Origin of the sequence: Heyndrickxia acidiproducens DSM 23148 (assembly GCF_000374345.1) — a bacterium.
In the GTDB taxonomy this organism is placed as follows: domain Bacteria; phylum Bacillota; class Bacilli; order Bacillales; family Bacillaceae_C; genus Weizmannia; species Weizmannia acidiproducens.
Window position 1 is genome coordinate 48,845 of sequence record NZ_KB893978.1, and the last position, 26,874, is coordinate 75,718.

Sequence of the window (26,874 nt, forward strand, 5' to 3'; positions counted from 1 at the left end):
GAAAAATAATGTCGATGAACTTAAATCCAAATAAAAATGTCATCGCAGCAGTTGAAATAAAAGATGAGCATGCAATTTTAGAAGAGCTTGGCCGTGAAGAAACCTATATACATATGATCATGCGGCGGTTTTTAAAGCATAAGCTTGCCGTGGCCGGGCTAATCGTATTTCTGCTGTTTATTATTATGGCATTGTCGGCGCCACTGCTTTCGCCTTACAATCCGAATAAAATTTTTAGCGAATTTGAGGCTACTCCATCTTCCAAGCATATTTTGGGCACTGATCAAGTTGGAAGAGATGTCTTGAGCCGGTTGATTTACGGCGCGCGCGTATCGATTGTTGTTGGTATCGGTGCGGTAGCCATTTATGTAGCAGTGGGCGTTATTCTCGGGCTTGTCGCCGGTTACTTTGGCAAATGGGTTGATATGATAATCATGAGGTTAACAGACGTATTTATGTCTTTCCCTTATTTTATGGTCATTTTGGTGCTTGTCAGCATCATTGGCCCAAGCTTATTTAATATCACAACTGTAATTGGTTTATTAGGTTGGCCGGCCATTGCCCGTTTAGTCAGAGGCAGTGTGCTTTCCATAAAGGAAATGGATTATGTCAAGGCAGGTGTTGCTTTAGGTTACTCTACCCCGAAAATACTGTTTCAACATATTTTGCCTAACGCTTTAGCGCCTATTTTTGTAAATGCTACATTCGGTGTTGCCTCTGCCATTATTTTGGAAGCTTCTTTAAGTTTCCTTGGTATGGGAGTAAGGCCTCCGGCAGCAAGTTGGGGAAATATGTTGACGCAAGCCCAGTCAATAACGGTTCTATCTTCGCAACCTTGGTTGTGGATACCACCGGGTCTCATGATTTTATTTGCAGTTTTAGCAATTAATTTCATTGGTGACGGCTTGCGTGATGCAGTCGAATCGCAACAAGCAAAATAAAAATAAGGATGTGAAAAAGGTTCTATGAAACAAACAGGGGGAAAATCGAAAAGAAAAAGCATGATCAGAATGTTGTTTAGTTCATTTACTGCCCTTCTATTGGTGCTTTTGGCTGCGTGCGGGTCTAATTCAAGCACAAGCAGCAGTGCGAAGGACACCATTTACATGGGCATGGTGAATCCGCCTGCCGGATTTAACCCGATCAATTCTGGTGACATTGCTGCACAGTATGCTGAACGTTTTATGTTTGATTCGTTTCTGGACATGGTAGAACCATTAAAATTCCAGGCAAAACTGGCCAGTTCCATTGATACGTCAGACAATCAGATATATACAATTAATCTGAATCCGGATGCAAAATGGACAGATGGAAAGCCTGTCACAGCCGATGATGTTGTCTTTACATTTAATTTAATTGCAAATCCAAAAACGGAAACGGCTGTTGGTTCAAATATATCAACGCTTACAGGTGTGGATGCAAACGGCAAGTTGGCCGGCAATGCAACGTCAATCCCGAATTTGAAAAAGGTTGATGACCATACTGTAACATTCAAGACGAAAAATCCGGTCGATCCAAACTATATTAAAGAAATGATTGGGACGAAGATCATTACCCTTCCAAAGCATGTCCTGGAAGATGTTAAGCCGGAAGATCTGGCACAAAGCAAATATATGCAAAAGCCGGATGTTACAAACGGCCCTTACAAGTTAGTGAAATACAGCAAGAATACTTATATTGAATACAAAGCGAATAATGACTACTATCTTGGCAAACCGAAAACGCAAAAAATGTTCGTAAAAATCATGCAGGCGTCCAATCTGGCTGGTGAACTGGAATCCGGAAGCATCCAGATGAACGTTTCAGGCGGTATCGGAAACATACCGTTCCAAGATGTTAAAACAGTCAAAAAGCTTGAAAACGTCAAGACAGAAATCCATCCGCAAATTGGGTTCCAAACGATGCAATACAATACAAAAAAACTACAGGATCCTAAAATTCGCCAAGCACTTGCATATGCGATCAACCGCCAGCAGATTGTCAACAAACTCTTAAAAGGCAACGGCGAAATCATTGATGGTCCGTACTCCTCTTTGAACCCTTACCTTGACAAGAGCCTTGATGTCATTAAATATGACCCGGCGAAAGCAAAACAAATGCTGAAAGATGCGGGTTGGGATTTCAGTAAAGAACTGAACCTGGTTGTACCAATTGGAAATAAGGTTCGTGAACAATCTGCGGATATCATTGTTCAAAACTTAAAAGCAATCGGCGTGAAAGTAAAAGAAACAACATATGATTTCCCGACAATTATGCAAAAAGGAAAAGCAGGTGACTTTGATTTGCTGCTGATCGGATTTACATTTAATCTTGATCCGGATGTGTCGGCATTATACAGCCCGACCGGTACGTATAACTTTATGAAATACAATAATCCGGAAGCTACAAAGTTACTTGAGCAAGGTAAGGCAGAGCCTGACAGTGGCAAACGGAAAGAAATCTACAATAAACTGCAAAAAATCTGGCAGGATGATATGCCCGTTTTGACACTTTACTCTGATAATGAAATTAACGTGGTAAATAAAAATATTGCATACGGAGGCGCATCGGAATACTGGCCTGGAACTGTTGCGAATTTCGAAAAATGGGCATTCAAAGGCAGCAAGTAAACAAGCCCAAGATGAAAGTTTCAGTGAATTTGCCTAAACAGCCGTAATAAACGGCTGTTTAGACACTATTTTATTACATTTCGTTTGCCGTAAACCATGATCAATTCAGGAGGAGTAATATGCAATCGTACATAGATAAAACGGATAAAAAACAGATAGAGGATTTAGCAAATGAATCATTGCCAATACTTTATGATTATTTACGACTGCCCTCGATTTCTGCCCAGCATATGAAAATAACGGAAACAGTTAAATATGTGGAACGTATGCTGCTAGATTTGGGGGGGAAAGTAAAAATTTTAGATGATCTCGGCGGTAATCCTGTTGTCTATGCGTGTTTTGCCGCGGCCAGCAGTGGTGACACCGGTTCACAAAAGACATTGCTTTTCTATAATCATTACGATGTTCAGCCGCCGGATCCGCTTGATGAATGGGAATCGGAACCGTTTGAACCAGTACTTAAGGACGGCATCTTATATGCGAGAGGAACGGCAGACAATAAGGGTTCCCTCCTCCAGCGCCTGGTAGCCATAAAATACCTGCAAGAAAACGGCGGGCTGCCGTGTACGGTGAAATTTTTAATAGAAGGAGAAGAAGAAAGCGGCAGCCGGCATCTTGAACCTTATCTCCGGAAATACAAAGAATTGTTTCAGGCAGATGCCTGCATTTGGGAATTTGGAAGTTTAGATGATAAAGAGAGGGTACAGCTCTATGCGGGGATAAAGGGATCCGCTTATTTTGAATTATCAACAAAAAGCGCAGCCATTGATATCCACTCATCGCTTGCTGCATGCATTGACAATCCTGCTTGGCGGTTGGTACAGGCGCTCGCTTCTATGAAAAATCAGCAAAATGATATATTGGTTGACGGCTTTTTTGACGAAATTAAGGAGCCGGATGAAAAAACGAGAAAGTTAGTTAAAGAACTGCCATTTGACAAGGAAGCGTTTCGTGATCTGTTTGGATTAACACGCCCATTGATTACAGAAGCGAGGGGAGAAGACCCCAGGGAAGCGCTAATGTTTCATCCGACAATGACCATTTGCGGAATGGTCAGCGGTTATATCGGCGAGGGCTCAAAAACAGTTTTGCCAAAAGAAGCAAAAGTAAAAGTAGACTGCAGAATGGTGCCCGGCCAGACAGGGGAATATTTGCACCGCTGTATTAAGCGCCATCTTGAGCGTCATGGTTTTTCGGATATTAAGGTCGATTTGATCGATGCCCAAAGAGCTTACCGTTCCAATATAAACCATCCGTTTGTCCAGCTTGTAAAAACAACCGCGGAAGAAGCCTACAGGACAAAAGCTGTACTATATCCGAATTCGGAGGGGACAGGGCCAATGTACATCTTTAATCGATATCTATCCCTCCCGATTGTCAGCACAGGTGTAGGTTGGGCACAATCAAAAGCGCATGCGCCAAATGAATCAATTCGGATCAAAGATTACATTGATGGTACTGTTCATATGGTTTGTTTATTGCAGGCACTTCCTGAAATTTAAATTATAAAGAAATTAAAATGAGCTTATGTTTTACATCAAGACTAAGCATCAATTTACGTGATTACTACTTTTTACAGCAGGCAACTGAGTAGATTTATTAATTAAGTTCATTTTATAGAGCAGGTGAGGTGTATTTGGTATAGCATAAGAAATACCAAAAATAATTAGTGAGAAGAGTACAGTATAATAAGCGGAAAGGTTTGAGAAAGGGCTGAATTAAGATTTTGTACCAAATAAGTCCAGGTGTGAATTATGCTATCGCGGATACTGACTGAGCAAGCTAAATGTTGAGAAAAACAGACCGCCACCAGATAAACTGCTGATGGCGGTTTTTTAATGGGAAATCTGTGGCCTTATCAAAAGATACATATTACGCAGATTGAAAACAATTGTATTTCATCCCATGCTGATTTTACAAACAATATCTGCTAAAATAAAACTACTACGATGTACGTGCAGGGGATGGTGTTTGATTTGGAACAGGTTTGGCTTAATGAAGCATTTAAGGCGATAGGCAGGTTTTTGATGCACCCGGTACTTTATTATTCTGTCATTCTCGCGATTGCGGTGGGCGCCGCACGAGTGAAACGGGAAAGGCATGATTTCCACACCAGGATTTACAACAGTTTTTTGGAACTTCGGTTTTTATTCCCGATTGGGCTTTTGGCCGGGCTGATTCTGTCCGCGATTTCGATTGCCGGCGGATATGCTGTCTCATTGCCGCTGCTTGGCACTGTTGCTGCGCTCACCATTCTTTTTTCTATTGCCGGGCAGTTTCGCTTTTTGTCCCCGGCATTTACAATGGGCATCACAGTGATCGTATTTTTTGCTGTTAAATTGCTGCCTGTTAAGCTTCCGGACTGGGTCGAAGGATATATGCAAAGTACGACTTTTCATATGCTGGCCGGTTTTTCGGTTCTCACCGGGCTATTTATGATTGCTGAAGGCTGGTTCATGCACAAAAGCGGCTCTCAAAAGAACTCGCCAAAGCTGCGGAAAAGCCGGCGCGGGTTAACGGTGGGCGCATTTCCGGCAAAACGGCTGTGGCTGGTGCCTTTTATGTGTTTTTTGCCGGCTGGCCCGATTTCGGCGTCTGTTTCATGGTGGCCGGCAGTTGATTGGGGCGGCCATACTTTTTCGCTCATTTTGATCCCGTTTCTGCTCGGTTTCCAGCATCAAATTCAAAGTACATTACCTGCGGAGGCGGTTAAGCGGCTTGGCGGCCAGGTGATCTGGGCCGGGATGCTTACAACCCTGATCGGAGCTGGCGGATTATGGATTTCTTATCTGTCTTTGGCGGCAGCCGTTTTTGCTATTCTGGCGAGAGGATGGATCTCAATCCGCCACCGCATCAGCGAAAATGCGGCACCTTATTATTTCACCCGGCAAAATGACGGCATCATGATTCTCAGTGTCATTCCCGGCTCCAAGGCGGATAAGATGGGGCTCAATACCGGAGAAATCATCCACAAATGTAACGGACAAGCAGTACATAACATGGATGAATTTTATAAAGCCCTGCAAAGAAGCCCTGCCTACTGCAAACTGGAAGTGATTGATGTGAACGGGGAAATCAGATTTGCCCAGGGTGCGCTCTATGAAGGTGATCATTATGAACTCGGCATCTTAACGGTGGAAGATAAAACGGAATGGCAGCCGGATCAGGCGCTATAATTTATACAAACGGGGATCTTTTTAGAGAAAAGATCTCTTTTTTACTAAAATTGCTGGGAGGCCGGTCATAATCATCAGCCTCCTGGCAATTTTTTGTATAAAAGGTATTCAAAAAATTCAGATATTATTACAGCGATACGATTTCCCATATATTATTTATACAATGTGATGCCTTGGGACTCGTCAAACAAACGGTCATTCTTTGATTTGGCGTATGATACGTATTTGCTAAAAAGATAATTTTCCTTCCCTTTTGCAGAAAAGCCCACCATTTAATCGCTTACAAAACATTGAGGAAATGTTCAAAAATTAATTGACAGTAATTCTCAATTACAATATAATTAAGTTGTTAATGATAATCATAATCAATTACATAGATCGATGGATTTGGAGGGGGATATAGAGAAAACCAATTCCAAACGATACGGGTTAGAAGATGGGTGGATAAAATGAGAAAGAGATATTTGCTGCCTTTGCTCATCGTGCTCTCAGTTGTTTCCGTTTTTATCGGTGTGGAAGAGATTAAACCTGGCGATATTTTTCATTTAACCCGGGAACAAGTTGAGATTCTGCTCATTAGCCGGCTGCCGCGTTTAATCAGCATCATTACAGCGGGAATCGGTATGAGCATTTGCGGTTTGATTATGCAGCAGCTGACACGGAATAAATTTGTGTCACCGACAACTGCGGGAACAATGGACTGCGCAAGACTTGGAATCTTGGTTTCTATCATTGTGTTCTCTTCAGCAAGCATGATTGTAAAAATGGGGGTTGCTTTTTGTTTCGCCCTTGCCGGAACATTGGTTTTTATGAAAATCTTGAGCCGGATCAAATGGAATGATACGATTTTCATCCCGCTTGTCGGCATTATGTTCGGCAATATTATTGGTTCAGTCTCCACCTTTTTTGCCTATAAATACGATCTGATTCAGAGTTTATCATCATGGTTGCAGGGTGACTTTTCAGGGATATTAAAAGGCAGGTACGAGATGATGTATATGACAGTTCCTGCCGTGCTGATTGCGTATCTGTTTGCCAACCAATTTACGGTTGCCGGGATGGGCGAGGATTTTGCTAAAAATTTAGGGCTCAAATACAAGCAGGCTGTGAATATTGGGCTGATTCTTGTCGCATTAATCACATCGGCGGTCGTTCTCACAATCGGCAGCATCCCTTTTCTGGGGCTGATCATTCCAAATATTGTCTCCATTTACCGTGGCGACCACATTAAAAAAAGCATTACGGTCACAGCTCTGCTCGGTGCGGATTTCCTGCTGTTCTGCGATATTCTTGGACGTGTGGTCATCTATCCGTATGAAGTACCGATCAGCTTAACCGTCGGCATCATCGGCAGTGCCATCTTTGTATACCTGCTGCTAAGGGGGCGGTCATATGCGTAACCGGATAAAGTTGCTGGCGCTTCTGCTGGCCGCAGCCCTGCTCATTGCCGGCTATATCTGGATCGGTTCATACAATGATTGGAATTATATTATCCCGTCGCGGAGCAGAAAAATTTTTGCGATTATTTTAACAGGGAGTGCCATTGCGTTTTCAAGCTTGATTTTTCAAACGATCACCCAAAATCGGATCTTAACGCCAAGTGTGCTCGGCCTTGACTCGCTGTATATGCTGATTCAAACGGTAGTTGTCTTTCTGTTCGGCGCCAAAACGCTCACGATAGTGCAAAGCAATCTTAATTTTGCCGTCTCGCTTGGTGTAATGATTCTGTTTTCGGCTGTCCTCTTCCATTTAATTTTGCGGAAAGGGAAGCAAAACTTGTATTTTTTGCTGTTGATCGGGATGATTTTCGGAACATTATTCGGGAGCTTTTCTTCTTTTATGCAAATGCTGATTGATCCGAATGAATTTCTCATCTTGCAGGATAAAATGTTTGCCAGTTTTAACAATGTGAATGTGAATCTGCTCTGGGCGTCGTTTGCGCTCACCGTTGCAGCAGGACTGTATTATATGCGGTTTGCACGCTATATGGATGTAATGCTGCTTGGCAGGGACCAGGCTATGAACCTGGGCGTCGATTATGACCGCATTGTAAAACACTTGCTGCTGATCGTTGTCATCCTCATCTCAACGGCTACTGCACTGGTCGGTCCGGTGACATTTCTCGGGCTGCTTGTCGTCAATGTAGCTTATCAATTTTTCGATACATACCGGCATAAGATTCTGATACCGGGCGCCATGTTAATCAGCATCATTGCTTTAACGGGCGGGCAGCTGCTTTCGGAAAGAGTTTTTGAGTTTTCGGCGCCGTTAAGCGTCATTATCAATTTTGTTGGCGGCATCTATTTTATCTATCTTTTATTAAAGGAGAGTCGGGCATGGTAAATGTGATGAATGTATTAAAAAGTTATGGCAATAAAAAAGTGGTTGACCATGTTTCCTTAAAAATTGAAAAAGGTAAAATCACCTCTTTTATCGGTCCGAACGGGGCTGGAAAAAGCACACTGCTTTCCATCATCAGCCGCCTGACTGTTTCGGATTCCGGCGAGGTGTACATAGACGGGGAAGCAGTCAGCCGCACCAATCATAAAGAGCTGGCCAAAAAGCTTGCCATTTTAAAACAGTCCAACCATCTGAATATCCGCTTGACGGTAAGAGATCTCGTGTCGTTTGGCCGCTTTCCGTATTCGCAAGGCAAGCTGAAAACAGAAGATGAAAGATTAATCAATGAAGCGATTGCCTATATGGAACTGGAAGAATATGAAAATCAGTTTTTGGACAGCTTGAGCGGCGGGCAGCGGCAGCGCGCCTATATTGCAATGGTGCTTGCCCAAAATACCGAATATATTCTGCTGGATGAGCCGCTCAATAATTTGGATATGAAGCATTCGGTGCAGATCATGAAAGTGTTGCGGCGAATGGCGAATGAATTGGGCAAAACCATTCTCATCGTGATTCATGACATTAATTTCGCATCCTTTTACTCGGATAGTATCATTGCGATGAAAAATGGAAAAATTGTCAGGCAGGGGTCCACGTCTGAAATTATCCAGCCGGCTGTGCTAAAAGAAATATATGATATGGACATTGATATCAGGGATTACTGTCAGAATAAAGTTTGCCTTTACTTTGGTTGAAAATATTGGGGAAAAGAGGGTTTAAGATGAAAAAAAGAATGATCATTGGAATGATGGTTTTCGTATTGGCTATTTTTGCAGCTGGCTGCGGAACAAAAGAAAGTTCTGAGAACAGCACGGCAGCAACGAAAAAGATATCGGTCAAACACGAACTTGGCACAACCAAGGTTGCGGAAAACCCGAAAAAAGTCGTTGTCTTTGATTTTGGTGTACTGGATTCGCTTGATCAGTTAGGCATCAAAGTAACCGGCGTGCCACAGGACAATATTCCTTCTTACTTAAAACAATACAAAAGCAGCAAATATGAAAATGTCGGCGGCGTAAAAGAACCGGATTTTGATAAAATCAGCCAAATCCATCCGGACCTGATCATCATTTCGGGCAGGCAGCGTGACAGCTACAAAGAGTTTTCCAAAATTGCGCCCACGATTTATATGGGCGTAGATGACACCCGTTACTTTGCGTCCTTCAAGGAAAACATGGAAACGCTTGGGAAAATCTTTAATCAAGAACATCAAGTGCACCAGGCGCTTACGAACATTAATGACTCCATTGACCATATAAAAGCAAAAACAAAAACAATGGATGAGAAAGCTTTGATCGTGATGTCAACCGGCGGAAAGGTAAGTGCTTACGGCCCGGGTTCCAGATTCGGCATGATCCACGATGTATTCGGCGTACCGGCTGCGGATAAAAACATTAAGGTTTCCACACACGGCCAGAATGTTTCATTTGAATATATCGCAAAACAAAATCCGGATTATCTGTTTGTCATTGACCGCGATGCTGCTATCGGAGAAGGCAACAATGCCAAAAGCGTGATTGAAAATGACCTTGTGAAGAAAACGAAAGCTTATAAAGAAAACCATATCGCTTATTTGGATCCGGGCTACTGGTACCTTTCAGGCGGAGGGTTGGAGTCCGTATCCGAGATGGTGAAAGAAGTGGAAAAGGCAATTGAATAAGGCCATTTAAAAAACCATCGCCGATTCATGCGGCGATGGTTTTTTAATTTGCTTTGTATCAGGTTTCATAGAATTTCCTTGCTTTTTCCAGAAAAGCCATATCTTCTTCCTGTAATTCTTCTTCATGGTAGATGGCTTCGACCGGGCATACGGCCTGGCAGGCACCGCAGTCGATGCAGATATCAGGATCAATAAAATACTGGTCTTTTCCTTCTGCAATACAGTCTACCGGGCAGACGTCAACGCATTCCGCCGCTTTTTCATCAATACAGGGTGCAGTGATTACAAATGACATATGATATTACCACCTTTTTCATTTCTCGATTCGCAGAAGATATATACATTTTTTCCAGACCACCAGCCGGGCATACAGAAACGCCCGCTTCTTGAATGCCGGGCAAATCTATTCACGGGCAGTGATGCATCATTGGATCTGCATATGCTGAAATCCAAATCTTGGTTGCAGGATGGAACCGCCGCTAACCACCTGTTTTTCAGCCGAATGGTAGTCCTGGAAATCCCGTACATCTTTTTTTATCCCCTTATGTATATCATTTTAAATATAGCAGAATGGTGTGAATTTTTCAATTGAAAGGTTTGCTCAAATTGGTGACTGCGTTTTCATGGCGTGGGACAGGCCCCTTGTACTTTAGATGATGAAACTATACAATAAAGAAAAATAGGGAGAGGGGAATGAGGATGACGAAGAAGGTGCTGGTTGTCGATGATGAGCCATCGATTGTGACACTCCTGAAATTTAATTTGGAACAGGCCGGATTTGAAGTGGCAACGGCATATGATGGAAATGAGGGCTATGCTGCTGCATTAAAGGAGAAACTTGATTTTATCATTTTGGATCTGATGCTGCCGGGAATGGATGGCATGGATATTTGCAGACAGCTGCGCCAGGAGAAAGTCAATACGCCGATTTTGATGCTGACAGCCAAGAGCGATGAATTCGATAAAATTTTAGGCCTTGAGCTTGGTGCTGACGATTATATTACAAAGCCTTTCAGCACGCGGGAAGTGGTAGCGCGTGTCAAGGCGATTTTGCGGCGCGCAAAAACTGAGGCGGGCAGGGACGTAAAATCAGAAGAAATCAGGATCGGCCAGCTCCGGATTTTACCCGAACAATTTGAAGCGCATTTTAAAGGGGAAAAGCTTGAGCTTACCCCAAAGGAATTTGAACTGCTTTTGTATTTGGCGAACCATGCCGGCAAAGTCCTGAGCCGCGACCAGCTGCTTAATGCTGTTTGGAATTTTGATTTTGCAGGCGACACAAGAATTGTTGATGTACATATCAGCCATCTGCGCGAGAAAATTGAAGAAGATTCGAAGCAGCCGCAGTATATTAAAACGGTCAGGGGATTCGGCTACAAAATGGAAGGCATCTGACAGATGAATAAATTATGGATCCGGATTACTTTGGCCTATTTAAGCATTACGGCTGTTGTCCTGTTCTGCACCGGCTTTATTATCGCCGACCTGATCAAAAATACATATATGGACATGACACGGACGCAGCTATCCCAGGATGCCGATCTTCTGATCAAAACCATTCAGGCAAAAGCGCTGAAAGACCAGCAGGCGGAATTGCAGAAACAAGTCCGCCACTACTATTCCAATCATGAACCGCGCATTACGATTATTGATGTAAACGGCAGAGTGCTGGCTGATTCTGATGACAATCCGGCAAAGATGGAGAGTCACGCCAACCGCCCGGAATTTAAGGAGATTGTCCAGGAGCATAAAAAAAGCGGCGAATCGATCCGGGCAAGCCGCACGCTTGGTTATAATATGATGTATTTGTCCAAGCCGTTCATAGACGATGGAAAAGTCACGGGTGTTGTACGCATTTCCATCACGTTGAACAAGATTGATGCGGTGCTGCGGAGACTGTGGATTAGTCTTGCATTTGCAATGGCGGCGGCTTTTCTCGTTTCGGGATATATTGGCTACCTTATGGCAAGAAGATTTACGCGCCCGATCGAAGCTGCCATTGAAACCAGCAACCGCCTCATCGAAAAAGACTATAACAGCCGTGTACCTGTTAAAGCAAGCGGGGAACTCGGGCAGTTAACCAATGCGATCAACAACCTGGCAAAGAATTTAAAACAGCAAATGGATGAAATCAAAGAAAACCAGCAAAGGCTGACTGCTGTTCTTGAGAATATGGCAAGCGGTGTGATGCTGATTCACACAAATGGGCGGATTATGCTTGTCAACCGTGCAATGGAAGGCATGGCCGGGCTTCCGGCTGATCAGCTCATCGGCAGGCGCCCGGTTGAAGTGGGGAAAAGTTTCGGGCTCAGCCAGCTCATCGACCGTTCGCTAAAAACCGGGGAACAGATTCATGAGGAAGTCCAGCTTTATTACCCGGCGGAGCGCATTCTGGATGCCCATATTGCGCCATACTTGGGAGAAAAAAGAGAATTGCGCGGGGTTGTCACTGTTCTGCATGATATCACGGACATCAGGCGCCTCGAAAAAATCCGCAGCGAGTTTGTCGCAAATGTTTCCCATGAATTGAAAACGCCGATTACTTCTGTGAAGGGTTTTGCGGAAACACTGCTGGATGGCGCGATGTACCATGAAGAAACTTGCAGGGAATTCCTGAAAATTATTTATGAAGAAAGCGACCGCTTGCACAGGCTGATTTCAGACATTCTCGATTTGTCAAAAATTGAGCAGCACCGGGTTCCGTTCAATACGGAACCGCTGAATATAAAAGAGGTCATTTTGGAAACAGCAGGGACGGCAAAAAAGAAAATCGCGGAAAAACAGCTCGAACTTATTCTTCCACAGCAGCAAACGGTCACCATCGAGGCGGACAAAGACCGGCTGCAGCAAATCATTTTAAATTTGCTGACCAACGCAATCGCCTACACGCCTGAAAAAGGAAAAATTGAAATCCGCCTGCAGGAAAGAGAAGACGAAGTGGATCTTATCGTCGCGGATACCGGCATCGGGATCTCGCAAAAAGATCTTCCGCGGATTTTTGAACGTTTTTACCGGGTGGATAAGGCACGCTCCAGACAGTCCGGCGGCACCGGCCTCGGGCTTGCGATCGTGAAGCATTTAGCGGAATCGAACCACGGCAGGATCAATGTGGAAAGTGAAGAAGGCAAAGGGTCTGTGTTCACCGTTACACTGCCTAAAACGCAAAAAAATCCGGATGCCGAATAAGTGGCATCCGGATTTTTGATTCGCGGGAAGAAACACGGATTTTCAAACCTGTGTTTCCTTCCCACATGCCTTTAGGCGAACGTCTTTTGTTTGAATACATATAGTCTTTTCAGTTATCAACCGAATTTACGAATTTCACAAAGATACTTTTCCGGATTTTTGTTGCTTATGCTGCAGCCGTGCCATTACTTTCTCTGCTGTTTGCTTGCCATTTAAAATGCAATCGGCAATGCCAACCCCGTAATACGAGCACCCCGCCAAAATCAGATTTGGATCGGAAACAGCCAGTTTTTCATTTAAGGCGGCAATCGTTTTGCGGTGGTTTAAATCATAGCGCGGCATTTGATCCTGCCATTTTGTGACTTCGGCTGCAACCGGTGTTCCGGTAATACCCAAAGCTTTAGCCACATCCTGCAGTGCGGCCGAAACGAGTGCATCTTTATCCATGGCATTCAGCTTCGCGAAAAGCTCCGGATTCGTATTTTTGTAAAAAAGGCGCAGCAGCAGATGCCGATTTTTAGAGGTGTGCCGCCATTTTCTGCTCGTCCATGTGCAGGCATCGCACAAAAGATCGCTGTCTTTCGGGACGATAAATCCGGTGCCATCGCCCGGCAGCACTGTGTCAGGCAGATCAAAGCCAAGGTAGATGCTGATCAGCGAGGCAGTCTTAAATTTGTGAAATTCGTGAGCTAAGGAAGCTTTGCTAAGAAGCGATTGCGCAGTGGTATGGGGCACTGCCAGCACAATCACATCTGCTTTAAGTTTCCGGCCGCCTGATAATGCAAGCTGATAGCTGTCTCCGCGGCGTTTGAGCGCAACAGCTTTCGTTCCTTTTAATATTTCAGCACCGGCTGTTTTTTCTTCAAGTCTGTCAATGATCTCCGAAAGCCCGTTTTGAAACGAAACAAACTTTTTACGCTCCGGCGATAAAAAGATAGGCTTATGCGCCGCCAGGCCTTTGATGATGCTGCCGTATTCATTTTTGTAATCTACGAGAAACGGCATGGTTGTTGCCAGTGTCAGCTCGTGCAAGTCTCCGGAATAGACGCCCGAAAGCACGGGGGCAATCTGCTTTTCAACCAGTTCTTTACCGAAAAATGCTTCTAAAAATTCGCCGGCCGAGCTGTCTTTTGTAAAAGTGGTGTTGCGGGTAAACAAGTCCTTTAAAGCCGTGATCTTGCCTTTTATGGAAACAAGCTCACTGCGGAAAAGGGCGTCAAGGCACGCCGGGATGCCAAACACCGTTTCTTCCGGGATCGGCTTCAGCCCGCCTGCGGTATACAAATACGATTTCCCGGTGTCATTGTGGCACATCCGGCCTTGCAAACCGAGTTCTTCAATAAAAGCGGCGACGCCCGGTTTGCGCGCAACAATCGAATCGGCGCCTGTTTCCATTGTAAATTCTCCATGCTGAATGGTCCTGATTTTCCCGCCTAAGCGCGGGCTTTCCTCAACCAGCGTGAAGGCCGCCTCGATACCGGCATTCCGCGCTTTTTTTTGAAGTTCATACAATGCGGTGAGCCCGGTAATCCCGCCGCCAATGATAATGATGGATTTCAATGAAGTCAACTCCGTTTCTTCCCATTCATACTTTTTATTATAAATCAATCCGTTCCCATCTATTTTGCTTGAATATGTAAACCTTGTGACATCTGCCGGTGAATCCTATCTTCTATTTGATCTTATCCTGATTCTATGACATTTACAAACTCTTAACATTTCATTCATACCCGCTTAATACCGCTCGATTATCTTTATCTATGTAAGGAACAAGCAAATGACATAGGGGGCAAAAAAATGAAAAGAAAGTTTACGGGATTACTAAGTCTATTATCCGTTTTTGCCATCATCGCTGCAGGTTGCACAAGCGCAAGCGGATCGCAGCAAGGATCCGGCGCCGCGAAACAGCAAAGCATTACGGCGGTAGGATCGACGGCACTTCAGCCACTTGTGCAGGAAGCCGCAACACAGTATATGAATGAAAACGCCGGTGCAACGATTAATGTTCAAGGCGGCGGCAGCGGAACAGGATTGAGCAAAGTCGTGGAAGGCGCCGTCCAAATTGGCAATTCTGATGTATTTGCAGAAGAAAAGGACGGCATTGATGCGAGTAAAATCGTGGACCATAAAGTCGCGGTTGTAGGCTTTGCACCGGTTGTGAACAAAGATGCCGGCGTGAAAAATATTACAAAACAACAATTAATCGGGATTTTTACCGGAAAAATCACAAACTGGAAGCAAGCCGGCGGAAAGGATCAGAAAATCGTGGTGATCAACCGCGCGGAAGGTTCAGGCACCCGGGCCGTTTTTGAAAAAACAGCGCTCGACGGTGCAACGACAGTAAAGGCGCAGGAACAGGATTCTTCCGGTACAGTTCAAAAAATTGTCAGTGAAACACCAGGCGCGATCAGTTATCTCGCATTCTCTTATATCAATGATAAAGTACAAGCTTTAAAAGTAGATGGCGTTGAACCGACAGAAGACAATGTCAAAACAAATAAATGGGAAATCTGGGCATATGAACATATGTATACAAAAGGTGAACCGAAAGGACTAACAAAAAAGTTCCTGGAATATATGCTGTCAGATGAAGTCCAAACCAATCTCGTTCCAAAACTCGGCTATATGCCCGTTTCACAAATGAAAGTCGAACGGGATGCAGACGGAAACATGACAAACAAATCAGGGAAATAAATGCTGAGATCGTTGCTCAGCTGGCGGGCTTTGCAGGACGGGGGGCATCTTGCCGGCATCGTCCGTTTTCCCGTGTTCAGATAGAAAGGGGCCAAACAGCATGCGTGAAAATGCATTAAAGTGGGCGGAAACAGAGATCAAACATAAAAAGTCCCGCTCAAAAGTGAAAATAGAAAGACGCGGCAAAATGATTACTTTTGCCTGTATCGCCCTGATGGCTGCCATTGCTGTTTCCATTTTTGTCTTTGTGGCATCAAAGGGGTTAAGCACCTTTTTTGTCAACCATGCCGGTGTTGCTGAATTTTTCACCGGCACACATTGGGAGCCGGGGAAAACAGATGCTTCCGGCAATCCGATGGTCGGCGCACTGCCGATGATTTTCGGTTCTTTTGCAGTGACATTTCTTGCTGCGCTGATTGGTGCGCCGCTGGCAATCGGGGGAGCCGTTTTCATGACGGAGATTTCGGCAAAAAGAGGGCAAAAAATGCTGCAGCCGGTCATTGAGCTGCTCGTGGGCATTCCATCCGTTGTTTATGGGTTCATCGGGTTAAGCGTTGCTGTTCCATTTATCAGGGAACATCTGTCAGGCAGCGGATTCGGGATTGCTGCAGGGACAGTCGTGTTATCGATTATGATTCTGCCGACAATGATGAGCTTATCCGTTGACGCAATCCGCGCGGTGCCGGCATCGTTGCGGGAAGCTTCACTTGCACTCGGGGCAACAAGGTGGCAAACCATTTACAAAGTGGTGCTGAGAACCGCACGGCCGGGCATTTTAACCGCCATTGTTTTCGGGATGGCGCGCGCATTCGGGGAAGCATTGGCCGTACAGATGGTTATCGGCAATGCAACCGTGATTCCGGAATCCTTGTTTGAGCCGGCATCCACCTTAACCAGTATTTTAACAATGGGCATGGGAAACACGGTGATGGGCAGTGTTGAAAATAATGCATTATGGACACTTGCGCTGATTCTCTTGCTGATGTCACTTGTGTTTATCATCATCGTCCGCTTTCTCGGCCGCAGGAGGAATCTATCATGAAGGCAAAAATCGCAGACCGCATCGCAACTTCAGTTCTCTATTTCATCGCCCTGTTCATTGTTACGCTGCTGGTGGGGTTATTAGGGTATATTTTGGCGAAAGGCCTCCCGCAGGTCAGCTGGTCGTTCATCACCTCGCCACCGCAGGTATTTACAGCAGGCGGCGGCATCGGCCCGCAGCTTTTTAACTCCTTTTATTTGCTGGCGTTAACCATGATCATCAGTATCCCGCTCTCGCTCGGGGCAGGCATCTATATGGCGGAATATGCGAAGAAAAACTGGCTGACAGATGTGCTGAGAACGGCCATTGAAGTCTTATCATCACTTCCGTCAATCGTTGTTGGCTTGTTCGCCTTTCTCTTCTTCGTCCTGTCCATGGGTTGGGGATTTTCCATCCTGTCAGGCGCACTCGCTTTGTCGCTTTTCAATTTGCCGCTGATGGTCCGGGTTGTGGAAGATTCCTTGCGCGGGGTTTCAACAGCACAGCGTGAAGCCGGGCTGGCGCTTGGGGTATCAAGATGGGAAACCATTAAATTCGTGTTGCTCCCGGCTGCGCTTCCGGGGATTATCACGGGGATCATATTAGCATCCGGAAGAGTATTCGGGGAAGCTGCCGCATTAATTTATACAGCGGGCATGAGTTCGCCCAATTTGGATTTCGGCAACTGGAACCCATTCAGTATCAATTCCCCTTTAAACCCGCTGCGGCCGGCTGAAACGCTCGCCGTCCATATTTGGAAAATCAACGGGGAAGGCATTATGCCCGATGCCGCAGCTGTATCAAGCGGTGCGTCTGCCGTATTGATTCTTTTCATTCTCATTTTCAACTTTTCTGCCCGTTTCATTGGAAAATGGATTCATAAACGGATGACATCCCACTAATACAGGAGGAAACAAAAATGGCGCTATCCACTTTACCCAGAAAAGAAAATGACGGCTCGCGGATGCGGTTTTCAGTCGCAATCGAGCAGCCGTTTTCCCCCGCGAAAGAGCAGGAAATTATGCTTGAAACCAAGAACCTGCGCGTATTTTACGGGGAAAAAATGGCGATCCGTGATGTCAGCCTTACCTTTCCAAAAAATCATGTGACCGCGTTGATCGGACCGTCCGGCTGCGGAAAGTCCACCTATTTGCGGAGTTTGAACCGGATGAATGATGAAGTGCCGGGCTGCCGGATCGAAGGGGATATTTTGTATAAAGGGGAACAGCTCAACCGCCCCGGAACGGATGTGTTTGAAATCAGAAAACAGATCGGCATGGTATTCCAGCGCCCGAACCCTTTTGCAAAATCCATTTTTGAAAATGTCGCATTTGGCCCGAAACATCACGGTGCACGGAAGGCATTGCTGGAAGGGATCGTGGAAGAAAGTTTAAAGAAAGCGGCATTATGGGATGAAGTAAAGGACCGCCTGCATACTTCAGCGCTTGCATTATCAGGCGGCCAGCAGCAGCGCCTCTGCATTGCGCGCGCACTTGCCATGAACCCGGATGTGCTGCTGCTCGACGAACCGGCATCCGCCTTAGACCCTGTTTCAACCGGGAAAGTCGAAGAACTGATTGCAGAACTAAAGAAAGAATATACCGTGGCGATTGTTACGCACAATATGCAGCAGGCCGCGCGCATTTCTGATACGACAGCGTTCTTTTATATGGGGGAACTGATTGAAGCGGGCCCGACCTCACAGATGTTTACGAATCCGCAGAAAAAACAGACCGAAGCCTATTTATCCGGCCATTTTGGTTAAAAGCCGCTGGGAGGAGAAAAAATGACGACGATATTAAGAAACGCAAAAACTGAAAATCAAACCATGATTCGTGCTGAGCACGTGAATGTCTTCTATCAGGATTTCCAGGCGCTGTACGACATCAATCTTGATTTTGAAAAAAATCACGTGACGGCTTTGATCGGGCCGTCCGGCTGCGGAAAGTCGACATTCCTGCGCACATTGAACCGGATGAATGACCAGGTGCCGGGCTTCCGTGTTGAAGGGGAGATTGTAATTGGCGGTGAAAATATTTACGCGCCAAAAACAGATGTTGCCGCATTAAGAAAAAATATTGGCATGGTTTTTCAGCGTGCCAATCCGTTTCCAATGTCCATTTATGATAACGTGGCTTACGGGCCGCGCATTCATGGCATAAAAAAGAAACAAGTGCTGGACGGCATTGTTGAAAACTGTCTGCGCCAGGCTGCTTTGTGGGATGAAGTGAAAGACCGGCTTCACACCGCGGCTATGGGACTTTCCGGCGGGCAGCAGCAGCGCCTTGTGCTGGCAAGGGTGCTGGCAATCGAACCGGGCATCATTTTAATGGATGAACCGGCATCAGCACTGGACCCGATTTCAACAGAGAAAATTGAAGAACTGATTTTGAAACTGAAAAAGTCTTATACCATTGTCATTGTCACGCATAATATGCAGCAGGCGGCAAGGGTTTCCGGCCATACGGCATTCTTTTTAAATGGAAGATTAGTAGAGTTTTCCGAAACCAAAACGATGTTTACGAACCCGAAGTCGAGGCAGACAGAAGAATACATTTCCGGACGTTTCGGATAATCGGTAACAGGGGGAGAATACATGGCAGGGAGAAAAGTTTTTGAGGACAACATGCAGGATATGCACGAGCGCCTGCTGAAAATGGGTTTGCTTGTGGAAGAGGCCATTTTTAAAAGCGTAAAATCATTCACAGAAAAAGACATCGGCCTGGCACAGGAAGTGATCAAGAATGACAGTAAAATCAACCGCTACGAAGTGGATATTGAAAAAAAGTGTTTTGAAATGATTGCCACCCAGCAGCCGGTCGGGACCGATCTGCGCAGAATCGGAACCATGTTAAAAGTTGTAACAGACCTGGAACGGATGGGCGACCATGCTGTCAGTATTGCAAAAATCGCAGTGGAATTAAAGAAAGATACCTATTTAAAACCATTTGTGAAGATCCCGCAAATGGCGGATACGGTCAAGGAAATGGTGCACGAAGGCCTGAATGCTTACATTATCCTGGATGAAGATAAAGCAGTTGAAGTGGCGAAAAAGGATGATAAAATCGACCGCAAGTTCCGGGCGATTTTCAATGAGCTGATGGGCCAAATGAAACAAAACCAGGCCAATATCCACCATGCTTCTTTTATGCTGCTTGTTTTGCAGCATTTGGAACGGATCGGCGATTATGTCACCAACGTATGTGAATGGATTGTTTACTTAAAAACCGGCGTGATCGTCGACCTGAACAACTGAATACCTGCCGGAAAATGAATCCAGTTTCTTGACGCTGGGTTTGTTTTTTTTATAGAATGAGTAAAATATAGATAAGTTGAACGTGCAGAAAAGTTTAGTGTTCATTTTTGTACAAGATTTCAAGTCCGCACACAAACATAGAGAAGGAGGGAGTGCAGTGGGAGTCCATCAATATTTTAAAAGTTTATCCGATCTTGAAAAAATATTCCGCTGCCCGGGCAAGTTCAAGTTTCAGGAACACTCGGTTGCAAGCCATTCGTTTAAAGTAACGAAGATTGCCCAGTTTTTCGGAAATGTGGAGGAACACGCCGGCAATGAAGTCAATTGGCGTTCGCTCTACGAAAAAGCGCTCAACCACGATTATCCGGAGCTTTTTACGGGCGATATTAAAACGCCTGTGAAATATTCATCAAAAGAACTCCACCAGCTTTTCAGGCAGGTGGAAGAGGAAATGACAAAGAATTTTGTGGTCGGCGTCTTTCCAAAAGAATACCGGCAGATTTATTTGAACCTTTTCAAAGAAGGGAAGGACGATACGCTCGAAGGTAAAATCTTATCGGTTGCCGATAAAGTTGATCTTCTGTATGAATCATTTGGCGAAATCCAAAAAGGAAATCCTGAGCCGCTTTTTCAGGAAATTTACGAAGAATCGCTGCGCACAATTCTGCATTTTTCGGAAATGGCTTCCGTCCGCTACTTTTTGAAATCGATTCTCCCCGACCTGCTTTCGGAAAGGTTTATTGAGCACAGCGAACTGCGGGCGATTACAAACGAAATCATTGAAAATGAGTTTAGAAAATAATTCATTTTCAATGATTTTTCTTGTATTTTCCATCCATATGTTAAAAAATATAGTTAAAGTGAAACTTCCATCAGTGGGGTTTTTCCACTGATTAGAAGATGAACAAAGGCTAAGATCTCAGGCGTCCTGTTGCAACGCCTTTGTAACCTGCCTCGTGCAGGCCTAACCAATCGGAACATAACGGGCAGTTGATCTCCCACCCATCTCCTTCGTACCTTGAATCTTAAGGCGGGAGTCTTACTGCCCGTTATGTTGGGATAACAGCAACGACAGTTACGGCGGGTGGGGTGAAGATGATGATACAACTATTGGTGGCCGCTTTTTTTCCATGTTTTCTTGTGATTTTCTTTACGAGGGTGACTTTTAACCAAGTGATTGGATTAATTATAACGGTGGCGCTGATTGTGGCATCTGTTTATAAAGGTTATACGCGTACCTGGCCGGTTTATATTGTCGATGCAGCTTCATTGACAATCGGCTTTTATTTTGCTAATACAATGATACAAAGAGCAAAGATGAAAAAAGAATCTAAAAAGTAAAGGCGGAGGCAGCTATGCTCATTTCAAAACCGGATCCTGCTAAAAAGCAGCGGATTCTGGCAGATATTCAGCAATTTGTATGGGAACAGACAGGGGAAGAAATTGGCGTGATCGCTTCACAGGCATATTTTGACTTTTTTGAAGAGAAGCTTGCCTCCTATTATTATAACGCGGGCATTACAGCTGCAAAAAAAGCCTGGGAAGTGCAGAACGCGCGTCTGGAAGAAGAGTGGTATGCCCTTGAAGTACCGGTAAAATAATGGGAATCATATAGGACGTTGATGCTGATAGCGGTAGGGTTGCCTTACCGTTCTTTCGTGTGCACCCGGCCGCACGGAAAGAAGGGGAAAACCTGTTCGCTTTTTGTTGGAGATCGGATATGAATTATGTTAGAATATAAGGAACGAAGAACGGAATGTACAATCCATATGTTTGTATATAGATCAGCCGCTTCAATCCAATAGGAGGATCATGAATGGAAGAACATGCATTTGAGCTTGTTTCAAAGTACCAGCCACAGGGTGATCAGCCGGAAGCGATCCGTGAACTTGTTGGCGGCATCCGCGCGGGTAAGAAAATTCAAACCCTGCTCGGGGCAACGGGTACGGGAAAGACGTTTACCATTTCCAATGTCATCAAAGCAGTCAACAAACCGACGCTGGTCATTGCCCATAATAAAACATTGGCAGGCCAGCTTTACAGCGAATTTAAAGAGTTTTTCCCGAATAATGCGGTCGAGTACTTTGTCAGCTACTACGATTACTATCAGCCGGAAGCGTATGTGCCGCAAACCGACACGTATATTGAAAAAGATGCCAGCATCAATGATGAGATTGATAAACTGCGGCACTCAGCGACATCGAGCTTATTCGAACGCAATGATGTCATTATTATTGCCAGTGTATCCTGTATTTACGGCCTGGGTTCACCGGAAGAGTACCGCTCCCTGGTTGTATCGCTTAGAACCGGCATGGAAATTGACCGCAACCAGTTATTGAGAAAACTCGTCGATATTCAATATGCGCGCAACGATATTGATTTTCAGCGCGGAACTTTCAGGGTGCGCGGCGATGTTGTTGAAATCTTCCCGGCATCGAGGGACGAACATTGTATCCGCGTTGAGTTTTTCGGAGATGAAATTGACCGGATCCGCGAAGTTGATGCCCTCACCGGCGAAATTATTGGCGACCGTGACCATGTCGCGATTTTCCCGGCCTCCCACTTCGTCACCCGGGATGAGAAACTGCAGATTGCAATCCGCAATATTGAAGCGGAACTGGAAGAACGTTTAAAAGTACTGCGCGATAATGGCAAGCTTCTCGAGGCACAAAGATTAGAACAGCGTACCAATTACGATCTTGAAATGATGCGCGAAATGGGCTTTTGCTCCGGGATTGAAAATTATTCGCGCCATTTGACGCTGCGCCCGCCCGGTGCAACGCCTTACACCCTGCTCGACTACTTTCCTAAAGACTTTTTGATCGTCATCGATGAGTCCCATGTGACACTCCCACAAATCAGGGGCATGTTTAATGGGGACCAGGCGCGGAAACAGGTGCTCGTCGACCATGGTTTCAGGTTGCCGTCTGCGCTTGATAACCGTCCGCTCCGTTTTGAGGAGTTTGAACAGCATATTTCGCAAATGATTTGTGTATCGGCAACACCGGGCCCGTATGAGCTTGAGCATACACCGGAAATGGTAGAGCAAATTATTCGCCCGACCGGCCTCCTGGATCCGAAAATTGAGGTGCGCCCGATCGAAGGCCAAATTGATGACCTGCTTGGTGAAATCAATGAAAGAATTGCCAGGCATGAACGGGTACTGGTGACGACCCTGACAAAGAAAATGTCAGAGGACTTAACAGATTATTTAAAGGAAGTCGGTATCAAAGTGCAGTATCTCCATTCCGAAGTCAAGACATTGGAACGGATCGAGATTATCCGCGATCTGCGCCTTGGCAAATACGATTGTCTTGTTGGCATCAACCTGCTCAGGGAAGGGCTCGATATTCCGGAAGTTTCGCTTGTTGCGATTCTTGACGCCGATAAAGAAGGGTTCCTGCGGTCGGAACGCTCGCTGATCCAGACGATCGGAAGGGCTGCCCGCAATGAAAACGGCGCGGTTATCATGTATGCAGATAAAATCACCGATTCCATGGAAAAAGCGATCAGCGAAACCAAAAGGCGCAGGGCCGTACAGGAGGCTTACAATAAAGCGCACGGCATCACACCGAAAACGATTCAAAAAGATATCCGCGATACGATCCATGCCACTTATGCAGCTGAAGAACCGGCTGCTTATGAGGCGGAAGAGAAGCAGAAGCCGATGACGAAAGAAGAACGCGCGCTTATGATCGCGGAGCTGGAGGAAAAAATGAAAGAGGCCGCAAAAGCCCTGGATTTCGAGCACGCAGCCAAGCTTCGTGATGCCCTTTTAAAATTGAAAGCGGAAGGATGACCCAAAAATGGTACTGGATAAAATAGAAATAAAAGGGGCACGTGTCCATAATTTAAAGAATATAGATGTCACACTGCCGCGGGACCAGCTTGTCGTACTGACGGGTTTATCCGGTTCCGGAAAATCTTCTTTAGCATTTGACACAATCTATGCAGAAGGGCAAAGGCGTTATGTGGAGTCGCTGTCCGCTTATGCGCGCCAATTTTTGGGGCAGATGGATAAACCGGATGTGGATGCGATTGAAGGGCTGTCGCCGGCGATTTCCATCGACCAGAAGACAACGAGCCGCAATCCGCGCTCTACGGTTGGCACGGTCACTGAAATTTACGACTATTTGCGTTTGCTGTATGCACGTGTCGGCAGGCCGATTTGCCCGAACCACGGCATTGAAATTACTTCACAAACGGTTGAACAGATGGTCGACCGGATTATGGAATACCCGGAACGGACACGGCTGCAGGTGCTTGCCCCGATTGTGTCCGGAAAAAAAGGCGCCCACGTAAAAGTGCTGGACGATATTAAAAAGCAAGGTTTTGTCCGCGTCCGCATTGATAATGAAATGCGCGACCTGGGTGAGGACATTAAACTCGATAAAAATAAAAAACATTCGATCGACATTGTCGTTGACCGGATCGTCGTAAAAGAAGGCATTAATACGAGGCTCGCAGATTCGCTTGAAACGGCGCTGCGCCTTGCTGACGGCCGTGTCATCATTGATGTGATCGGCGAGGAAGAGCTGCTTTTCAGTGAACATTTAGCCTGCCCGTTATGCGGTTTTTCCATTGATAAGCTTGAGCCGCGCATGTTTTCCTTTAACAGCCCGTTTGGCGCCTGTCCGGAATGTGACGGCCTTGGTTCTAAATTGGAAGTGGACCTTGACCTTGTCATTCCGGACTGGTCCCTGACTTTAAACGAAAATGCGATTGCCCCGTGGGAACCGATCAGCTCGCAGTATTATCCGCAGCTGCTGAAATCAGTGTGCAGCCATTACGGTATTGACATGGATACGCCGGTGAAAGATCTGCCAAAGGAACAGCTGGATATTATTTTGTACGGGTCGGGTTCGGAACGGATTTTCTTCCATTATGAAAATGATTTTGGCCAGGTCCGCGACCATATGATTGAATTTGAAGGGGTTATCCGCAATATTGAACGGCGCTACCGTGAAACAAGCTCGGACTTTACGCGTGAGCAAATGGAAAAGTATATGGCGCAGCAGCCGTGCCCGAAATGCAAAGGCTACCGGCTGAAACCGGAAAGCCTGGCTGTAAAAATCAACCACAAACATATTAGCGAAGTGACCCGCTACTCAATCGGGGAAGCCCGCGAATTCTTTGCCCACCTGGATTTGACGGAAAAAGAGCAGGCCATCGCCAAATTGATCCTGCGTGAAATTGAATCACGGCTTGGATTTTTGATGAATGTCGGGCTCGATTATTTAACGCTCAGCCGCTCAGCCGGGACATTATCCGGCGGTGAAGCGCAGCGCATCCGGCTGGCTACGCAAATCGGTTCGCAGTTGACAGGGGTTTTGTACATTCTTGATGAACCCTCGATCGGCCTGCACCAGCGCGATAATGACCGCCTGATTGCAACGCTCAAAGAGATGACAAGCATTGGCAATACCCTGATTGTCGTTGAGCATGATGAAGATACGATGCTGGCTGCGGATTATCTCCTCGATATCGGGCCGGGTGCCGGTGTCCATGGCGGCCGGGTTGTCGCAGCCGGGACGCCGCAAGAAGTCATGCGCGATCCGGATTCGCTCACGGGCCAGTATTTATCCGGAAAAAAATTCATCCATCTCCCTGCTGAACGCCGTAAAGGGGATGGCCGTTATATTGAAGTCAAAGGCGCAAAAGAAAATAATTTAAAGAACATCAATGTAAAATTTCCGCTCGGCACTTTTATTGCGGTTACCGGCGTGTCCGGATCGGGGAAAAGTACTTTGGTGAATGAAATCCTTCAAAAAGCGCTGGCACAGAAACTTTACCGCTCGAAGGCAAAACCGGGCGCTTATAGAACCATCAAAGGCATCGAACATTTGGATAAAGTCATTGATATCGACCAATCGCCGATCGGCAGGACGCCGCGCTCCAACCCTGCTACCTACACCAGCGTGTTTGATGATATCCGTGATGTATTTGCGTCAACCAACGAAGCAAAAATCCGCGGCTACAAAAAAGGCCGCTTCAGCTTCAATGTCAAAGGCGGCCGCTGTGAAGCCTGCCACGGTGACGGCATCCTTAAAATTGAGATGCACTTTTTGCCGGATGTGTACGTACCATGTGAGGTATGCCACGGGAAGCGGTATAACCGTGAAACATTGGAAGTCACCTACAAGGGCAAAAATATCGCTGATGTCCTTGATATGACTGTTGAAGATGCGATTGTCTTTTTTGAAAATATCCCGAAAATCAAAAGGAAACTGCAAACGATCGCAGATGTCGGCCTCGGCTATATCAAACTGGGGCAGCCTGCCACCACCTTATCGGGCGGCGAAGCCCAGCGCGTTAAACTCGCCTCAGAACTGCACAAGCGTTCAAACGGCCGTTCCTTTTATATTCTTGATGAACCGACAACAGGTCTGCATGTCCATGACATCGCAAAGCTCCTCGATGTGCTGCAAAGGCTTGTTGACAACGGCGATACGGTACTGGTAATTGAACATAACCTGGATGTGATCAAAACAGCCGACTACCTGGTTGACCTGGGTCCTGAAGGCGGGGACAAGGGCGGAACGATTGTAGCAACGGGCACACCGGAAAAAGTTGCCAAAAACCCGGATTCTTATACTGGTAAATATTTGAAATCAATATTGGAACGGGACCGGTCAAGAATGGAAAAAGAAATCAAAAAAATGGTTCATTAAAGCTTACAACAATAAAAATAGGACCCCCGCAGGCAGCATGATCAGGGGCCCTATTTCTATTACTTGGCATAACAATAGAAAGAAGCAGGCATACAGATTTTGAAAAGATATTTCCTCATTGAATTCTATCTTGAATAGACATATAATGAACTAAGATTGGGAAAAATAAAGAGGCATCCCTTTTAGAAAGAATGGTACCGA

The 26,874-nt window shown here is 45.6% G+C and carries 23 protein-coding genes; 21 read left to right on the plus strand and 2 right to left on the minus strand.

The features are described from left to right. Positions 1 to 8: 8 nt before the first annotated feature. From opp4C to C232_RS0102155, 8 genes are all read left to right on the plus strand, one after another. Positions 9 to 941 carry an oligopeptide ABC transporter permease gene (gene opp4C / locus C232_RS0102120; protein ID WP_018660774.1) on the plus strand — a complete coding sequence of 311 codons (933 nt, stop codon included), beginning with the start codon at positions 9 to 11 and terminating at the stop codon, positions 939 to 941. Between the two features lie 24 nt (positions 942 to 965). Further along, positions 966 to 2,609: an ABC transporter substrate-binding protein gene (locus C232_RS0102125; protein ID WP_018660776.1), complete on the plus strand. Its 1,644-nt coding sequence runs from the start codon at positions 966 to 968 to the stop codon at positions 2,607 to 2,609. Between the two features lie 119 nt (positions 2,610 to 2,728). After that, complete coding sequence (locus C232_RS0102130) at positions 2,729 to 4,111, plus strand: M20/M25/M40 family metallo-hydrolase (protein ID WP_018660778.1); 1,383 nt, start codon at positions 2,729 to 2,731, stop codon at positions 4,109 to 4,111. A gap of 465 nt (positions 4,112 to 4,576) precedes the next feature. Beyond that, entirely contained in the window at positions 4,577 to 5,785 is a 1,209-nt protein-coding gene (locus C232_RS0102135) for a PDZ domain-containing protein (protein WP_235801503.1), read from the plus strand. Positions 5,786 to 6,234: 449 nt separating this feature from the next. Further along, positions 6,235 to 7,185, plus strand: coding sequence for an ABC transporter permease (locus C232_RS0102140; protein WP_018660781.1), 951 nt, complete (start codon positions 6,235 to 6,237; stop codon positions 7,183 to 7,185). Next, on the plus strand, positions 7,178 to 8,128 hold the full coding sequence (locus tag C232_RS0102145; protein WP_018660784.1) for an iron chelate uptake ABC transporter family permease subunit: 951 nt from the start codon (positions 7,178 to 7,180) through the stop codon (positions 8,126 to 8,128). The genes C232_RS0102140 and C232_RS0102145 overlap by 8 nt, the downstream gene beginning before the upstream one ends. Continuing rightward, a complete protein-coding gene (locus tag C232_RS0102150; protein WP_018660785.1) occupies positions 8,122 to 8,880 on the plus strand; it encodes an iron ABC transporter ATP-binding protein in 759 nt (252 codons plus the stop codon). Before C232_RS0102145 ends, C232_RS0102150 begins: the two co-directional genes overlap by 7 nt. Before the next feature lie 26 nt (positions 8,881 to 8,906). After that, on the plus strand, positions 8,907 to 9,845 hold the full coding sequence (locus C232_RS0102155; RefSeq protein WP_018660787.1) for a siderophore ABC transporter substrate-binding protein: 939 nt from the start codon (positions 8,907 to 8,909) through the stop codon (positions 9,843 to 9,845). 58 nt (positions 9,846 to 9,903) lie between these two features. Here C232_RS0102155 and C232_RS0102160 read toward each other — a convergent pair whose 3' ends face one another. Further along, positions 9,904 to 10,140 (minus strand): indolepyruvate ferredoxin oxidoreductase subunit alpha, encoded by a 237-nt coding sequence (locus tag C232_RS0102160; RefSeq protein ID WP_018660789.1) that lies wholly within the window; start codon positions 10,138 to 10,140, stop codon positions 9,904 to 9,906. A gap of 404 nt (positions 10,141 to 10,544) precedes the next feature. Between C232_RS0102160 and C232_RS0102170 the strand changes: the two genes are divergently transcribed. Further along, positions 10,545 to 11,240: a response regulator transcription factor gene (locus C232_RS0102170; protein ID WP_018660794.1), complete on the plus strand. Its 696-nt coding sequence runs from the start codon at positions 10,545 to 10,547 to the stop codon at positions 11,238 to 11,240. 3 nt (positions 11,241 to 11,243) lie between these two features. After that, complete coding sequence (pnpS, locus tag C232_RS0102175) at positions 11,244 to 13,031, plus strand: two-component system histidine kinase PnpS (protein WP_018660796.1); 1,788 nt, start codon at positions 11,244 to 11,246, stop codon at positions 13,029 to 13,031. A 135-nt stretch (positions 13,032 to 13,166) separates the two neighbouring features. Here the strand turns inward: pnpS and hemG are convergent, their stop codons facing one another. Beyond that, positions 13,167 to 14,591: a protoporphyrinogen oxidase gene (gene hemG / locus C232_RS0102180; RefSeq protein ID WP_026314441.1), complete on the minus strand. Its 1,425-nt coding sequence runs from the start codon at positions 14,589 to 14,591 to the stop codon at positions 13,167 to 13,169. A 237-nt stretch (positions 14,592 to 14,828) separates the two neighbouring features. Between hemG and C232_RS0102185 the strand changes: the two genes are divergently transcribed. The 11 genes from C232_RS0102185 to uvrA all read left to right on the plus strand — a co-directional run bounded on the left by C232_RS0102185 (position 14,829) and on the right by uvrA (position 26,673). Further along, on the plus strand, positions 14,829 to 15,725 hold the full coding sequence (locus tag C232_RS0102185) for a phosphate ABC transporter substrate-binding protein PstS family protein (protein WP_018660801.1): 897 nt from the start codon (positions 14,829 to 14,831) through the stop codon (positions 15,723 to 15,725). 100 nt (positions 15,726 to 15,825) lie between these two features. Continuing rightward, positions 15,826 to 16,767 (plus strand): phosphate ABC transporter permease subunit PstC, encoded by a 942-nt coding sequence (pstC, locus tag C232_RS0102190; protein WP_018660804.1) that lies wholly within the window; start codon positions 15,826 to 15,828, stop codon positions 16,765 to 16,767. Next, positions 16,764 to 17,648: a phosphate ABC transporter permease PstA gene (gene pstA, locus C232_RS0102195; RefSeq protein WP_018660805.1), complete on the plus strand. Its 885-nt coding sequence runs from the start codon at positions 16,764 to 16,766 to the stop codon at positions 17,646 to 17,648. Before pstC ends, pstA begins: the two co-directional genes overlap by 4 nt. 62 nt (positions 17,649 to 17,710) lie before the next feature. After that, positions 17,711 to 18,511, plus strand: coding sequence for a phosphate ABC transporter ATP-binding protein PstB (gene pstB, locus C232_RS0102200; protein WP_155891531.1), 801 nt, complete (start codon positions 17,711 to 17,713; stop codon positions 18,509 to 18,511). 21 nt (positions 18,512 to 18,532) lie between these two features. Beyond that, positions 18,533 to 19,321: a phosphate ABC transporter ATP-binding protein PstB gene (gene pstB, locus C232_RS0102205; RefSeq protein WP_018660809.1), complete on the plus strand. Its 789-nt coding sequence runs from the start codon at positions 18,533 to 18,535 to the stop codon at positions 19,319 to 19,321. A 21-nt stretch (positions 19,322 to 19,342) separates the two neighbouring features. Beyond that, positions 19,343 to 20,002 carry a phosphate signaling complex protein PhoU gene (phoU, locus tag C232_RS0102210; protein ID WP_018660811.1) on the plus strand — a complete coding sequence of 220 codons (660 nt, stop codon included), beginning with the start codon at positions 19,343 to 19,345 and terminating at the stop codon, positions 20,000 to 20,002. Between the two features lie 157 nt (positions 20,003 to 20,159). Next, the gene (locus C232_RS0102215) at positions 20,160 to 20,804 is read left to right on the plus strand and encodes an HD domain-containing protein (RefSeq protein ID WP_018660813.1); all 645 of its coding nucleotides are present in this window, start codon (positions 20,160 to 20,162) and stop codon (positions 20,802 to 20,804) included. A 293-nt stretch (positions 20,805 to 21,097) separates the two neighbouring features. Continuing rightward, entirely contained in the window at positions 21,098 to 21,343 is a 246-nt protein-coding gene (locus C232_RS0102220; RefSeq protein ID WP_018660815.1) for a CsbA family protein, read from the plus strand. A 14-nt stretch (positions 21,344 to 21,357) separates the two neighbouring features. After that, positions 21,358 to 21,603, plus strand: coding sequence for a DUF2164 domain-containing protein (locus C232_RS0102225; RefSeq protein WP_018660817.1), 246 nt, complete (start codon positions 21,358 to 21,360; stop codon positions 21,601 to 21,603). Positions 21,604 to 21,818: 215 nt separating this feature from the next. Next, entirely contained in the window at positions 21,819 to 23,801 is a 1,983-nt protein-coding gene (gene uvrB / locus C232_RS0102230) for an excinuclease ABC subunit UvrB (RefSeq protein WP_018660819.1), read from the plus strand. Positions 23,802 to 23,808: 7 nt separating this feature from the next. Continuing rightward, positions 23,809 to 26,673 carry an excinuclease ABC subunit UvrA gene (uvrA, locus tag C232_RS0102235; RefSeq protein ID WP_018660821.1) on the plus strand — a complete coding sequence of 955 codons (2,865 nt, stop codon included), beginning with the start codon at positions 23,809 to 23,811 and terminating at the stop codon, positions 26,671 to 26,673. Positions 26,674 to 26,874: the final 201 nt, after the last annotated feature.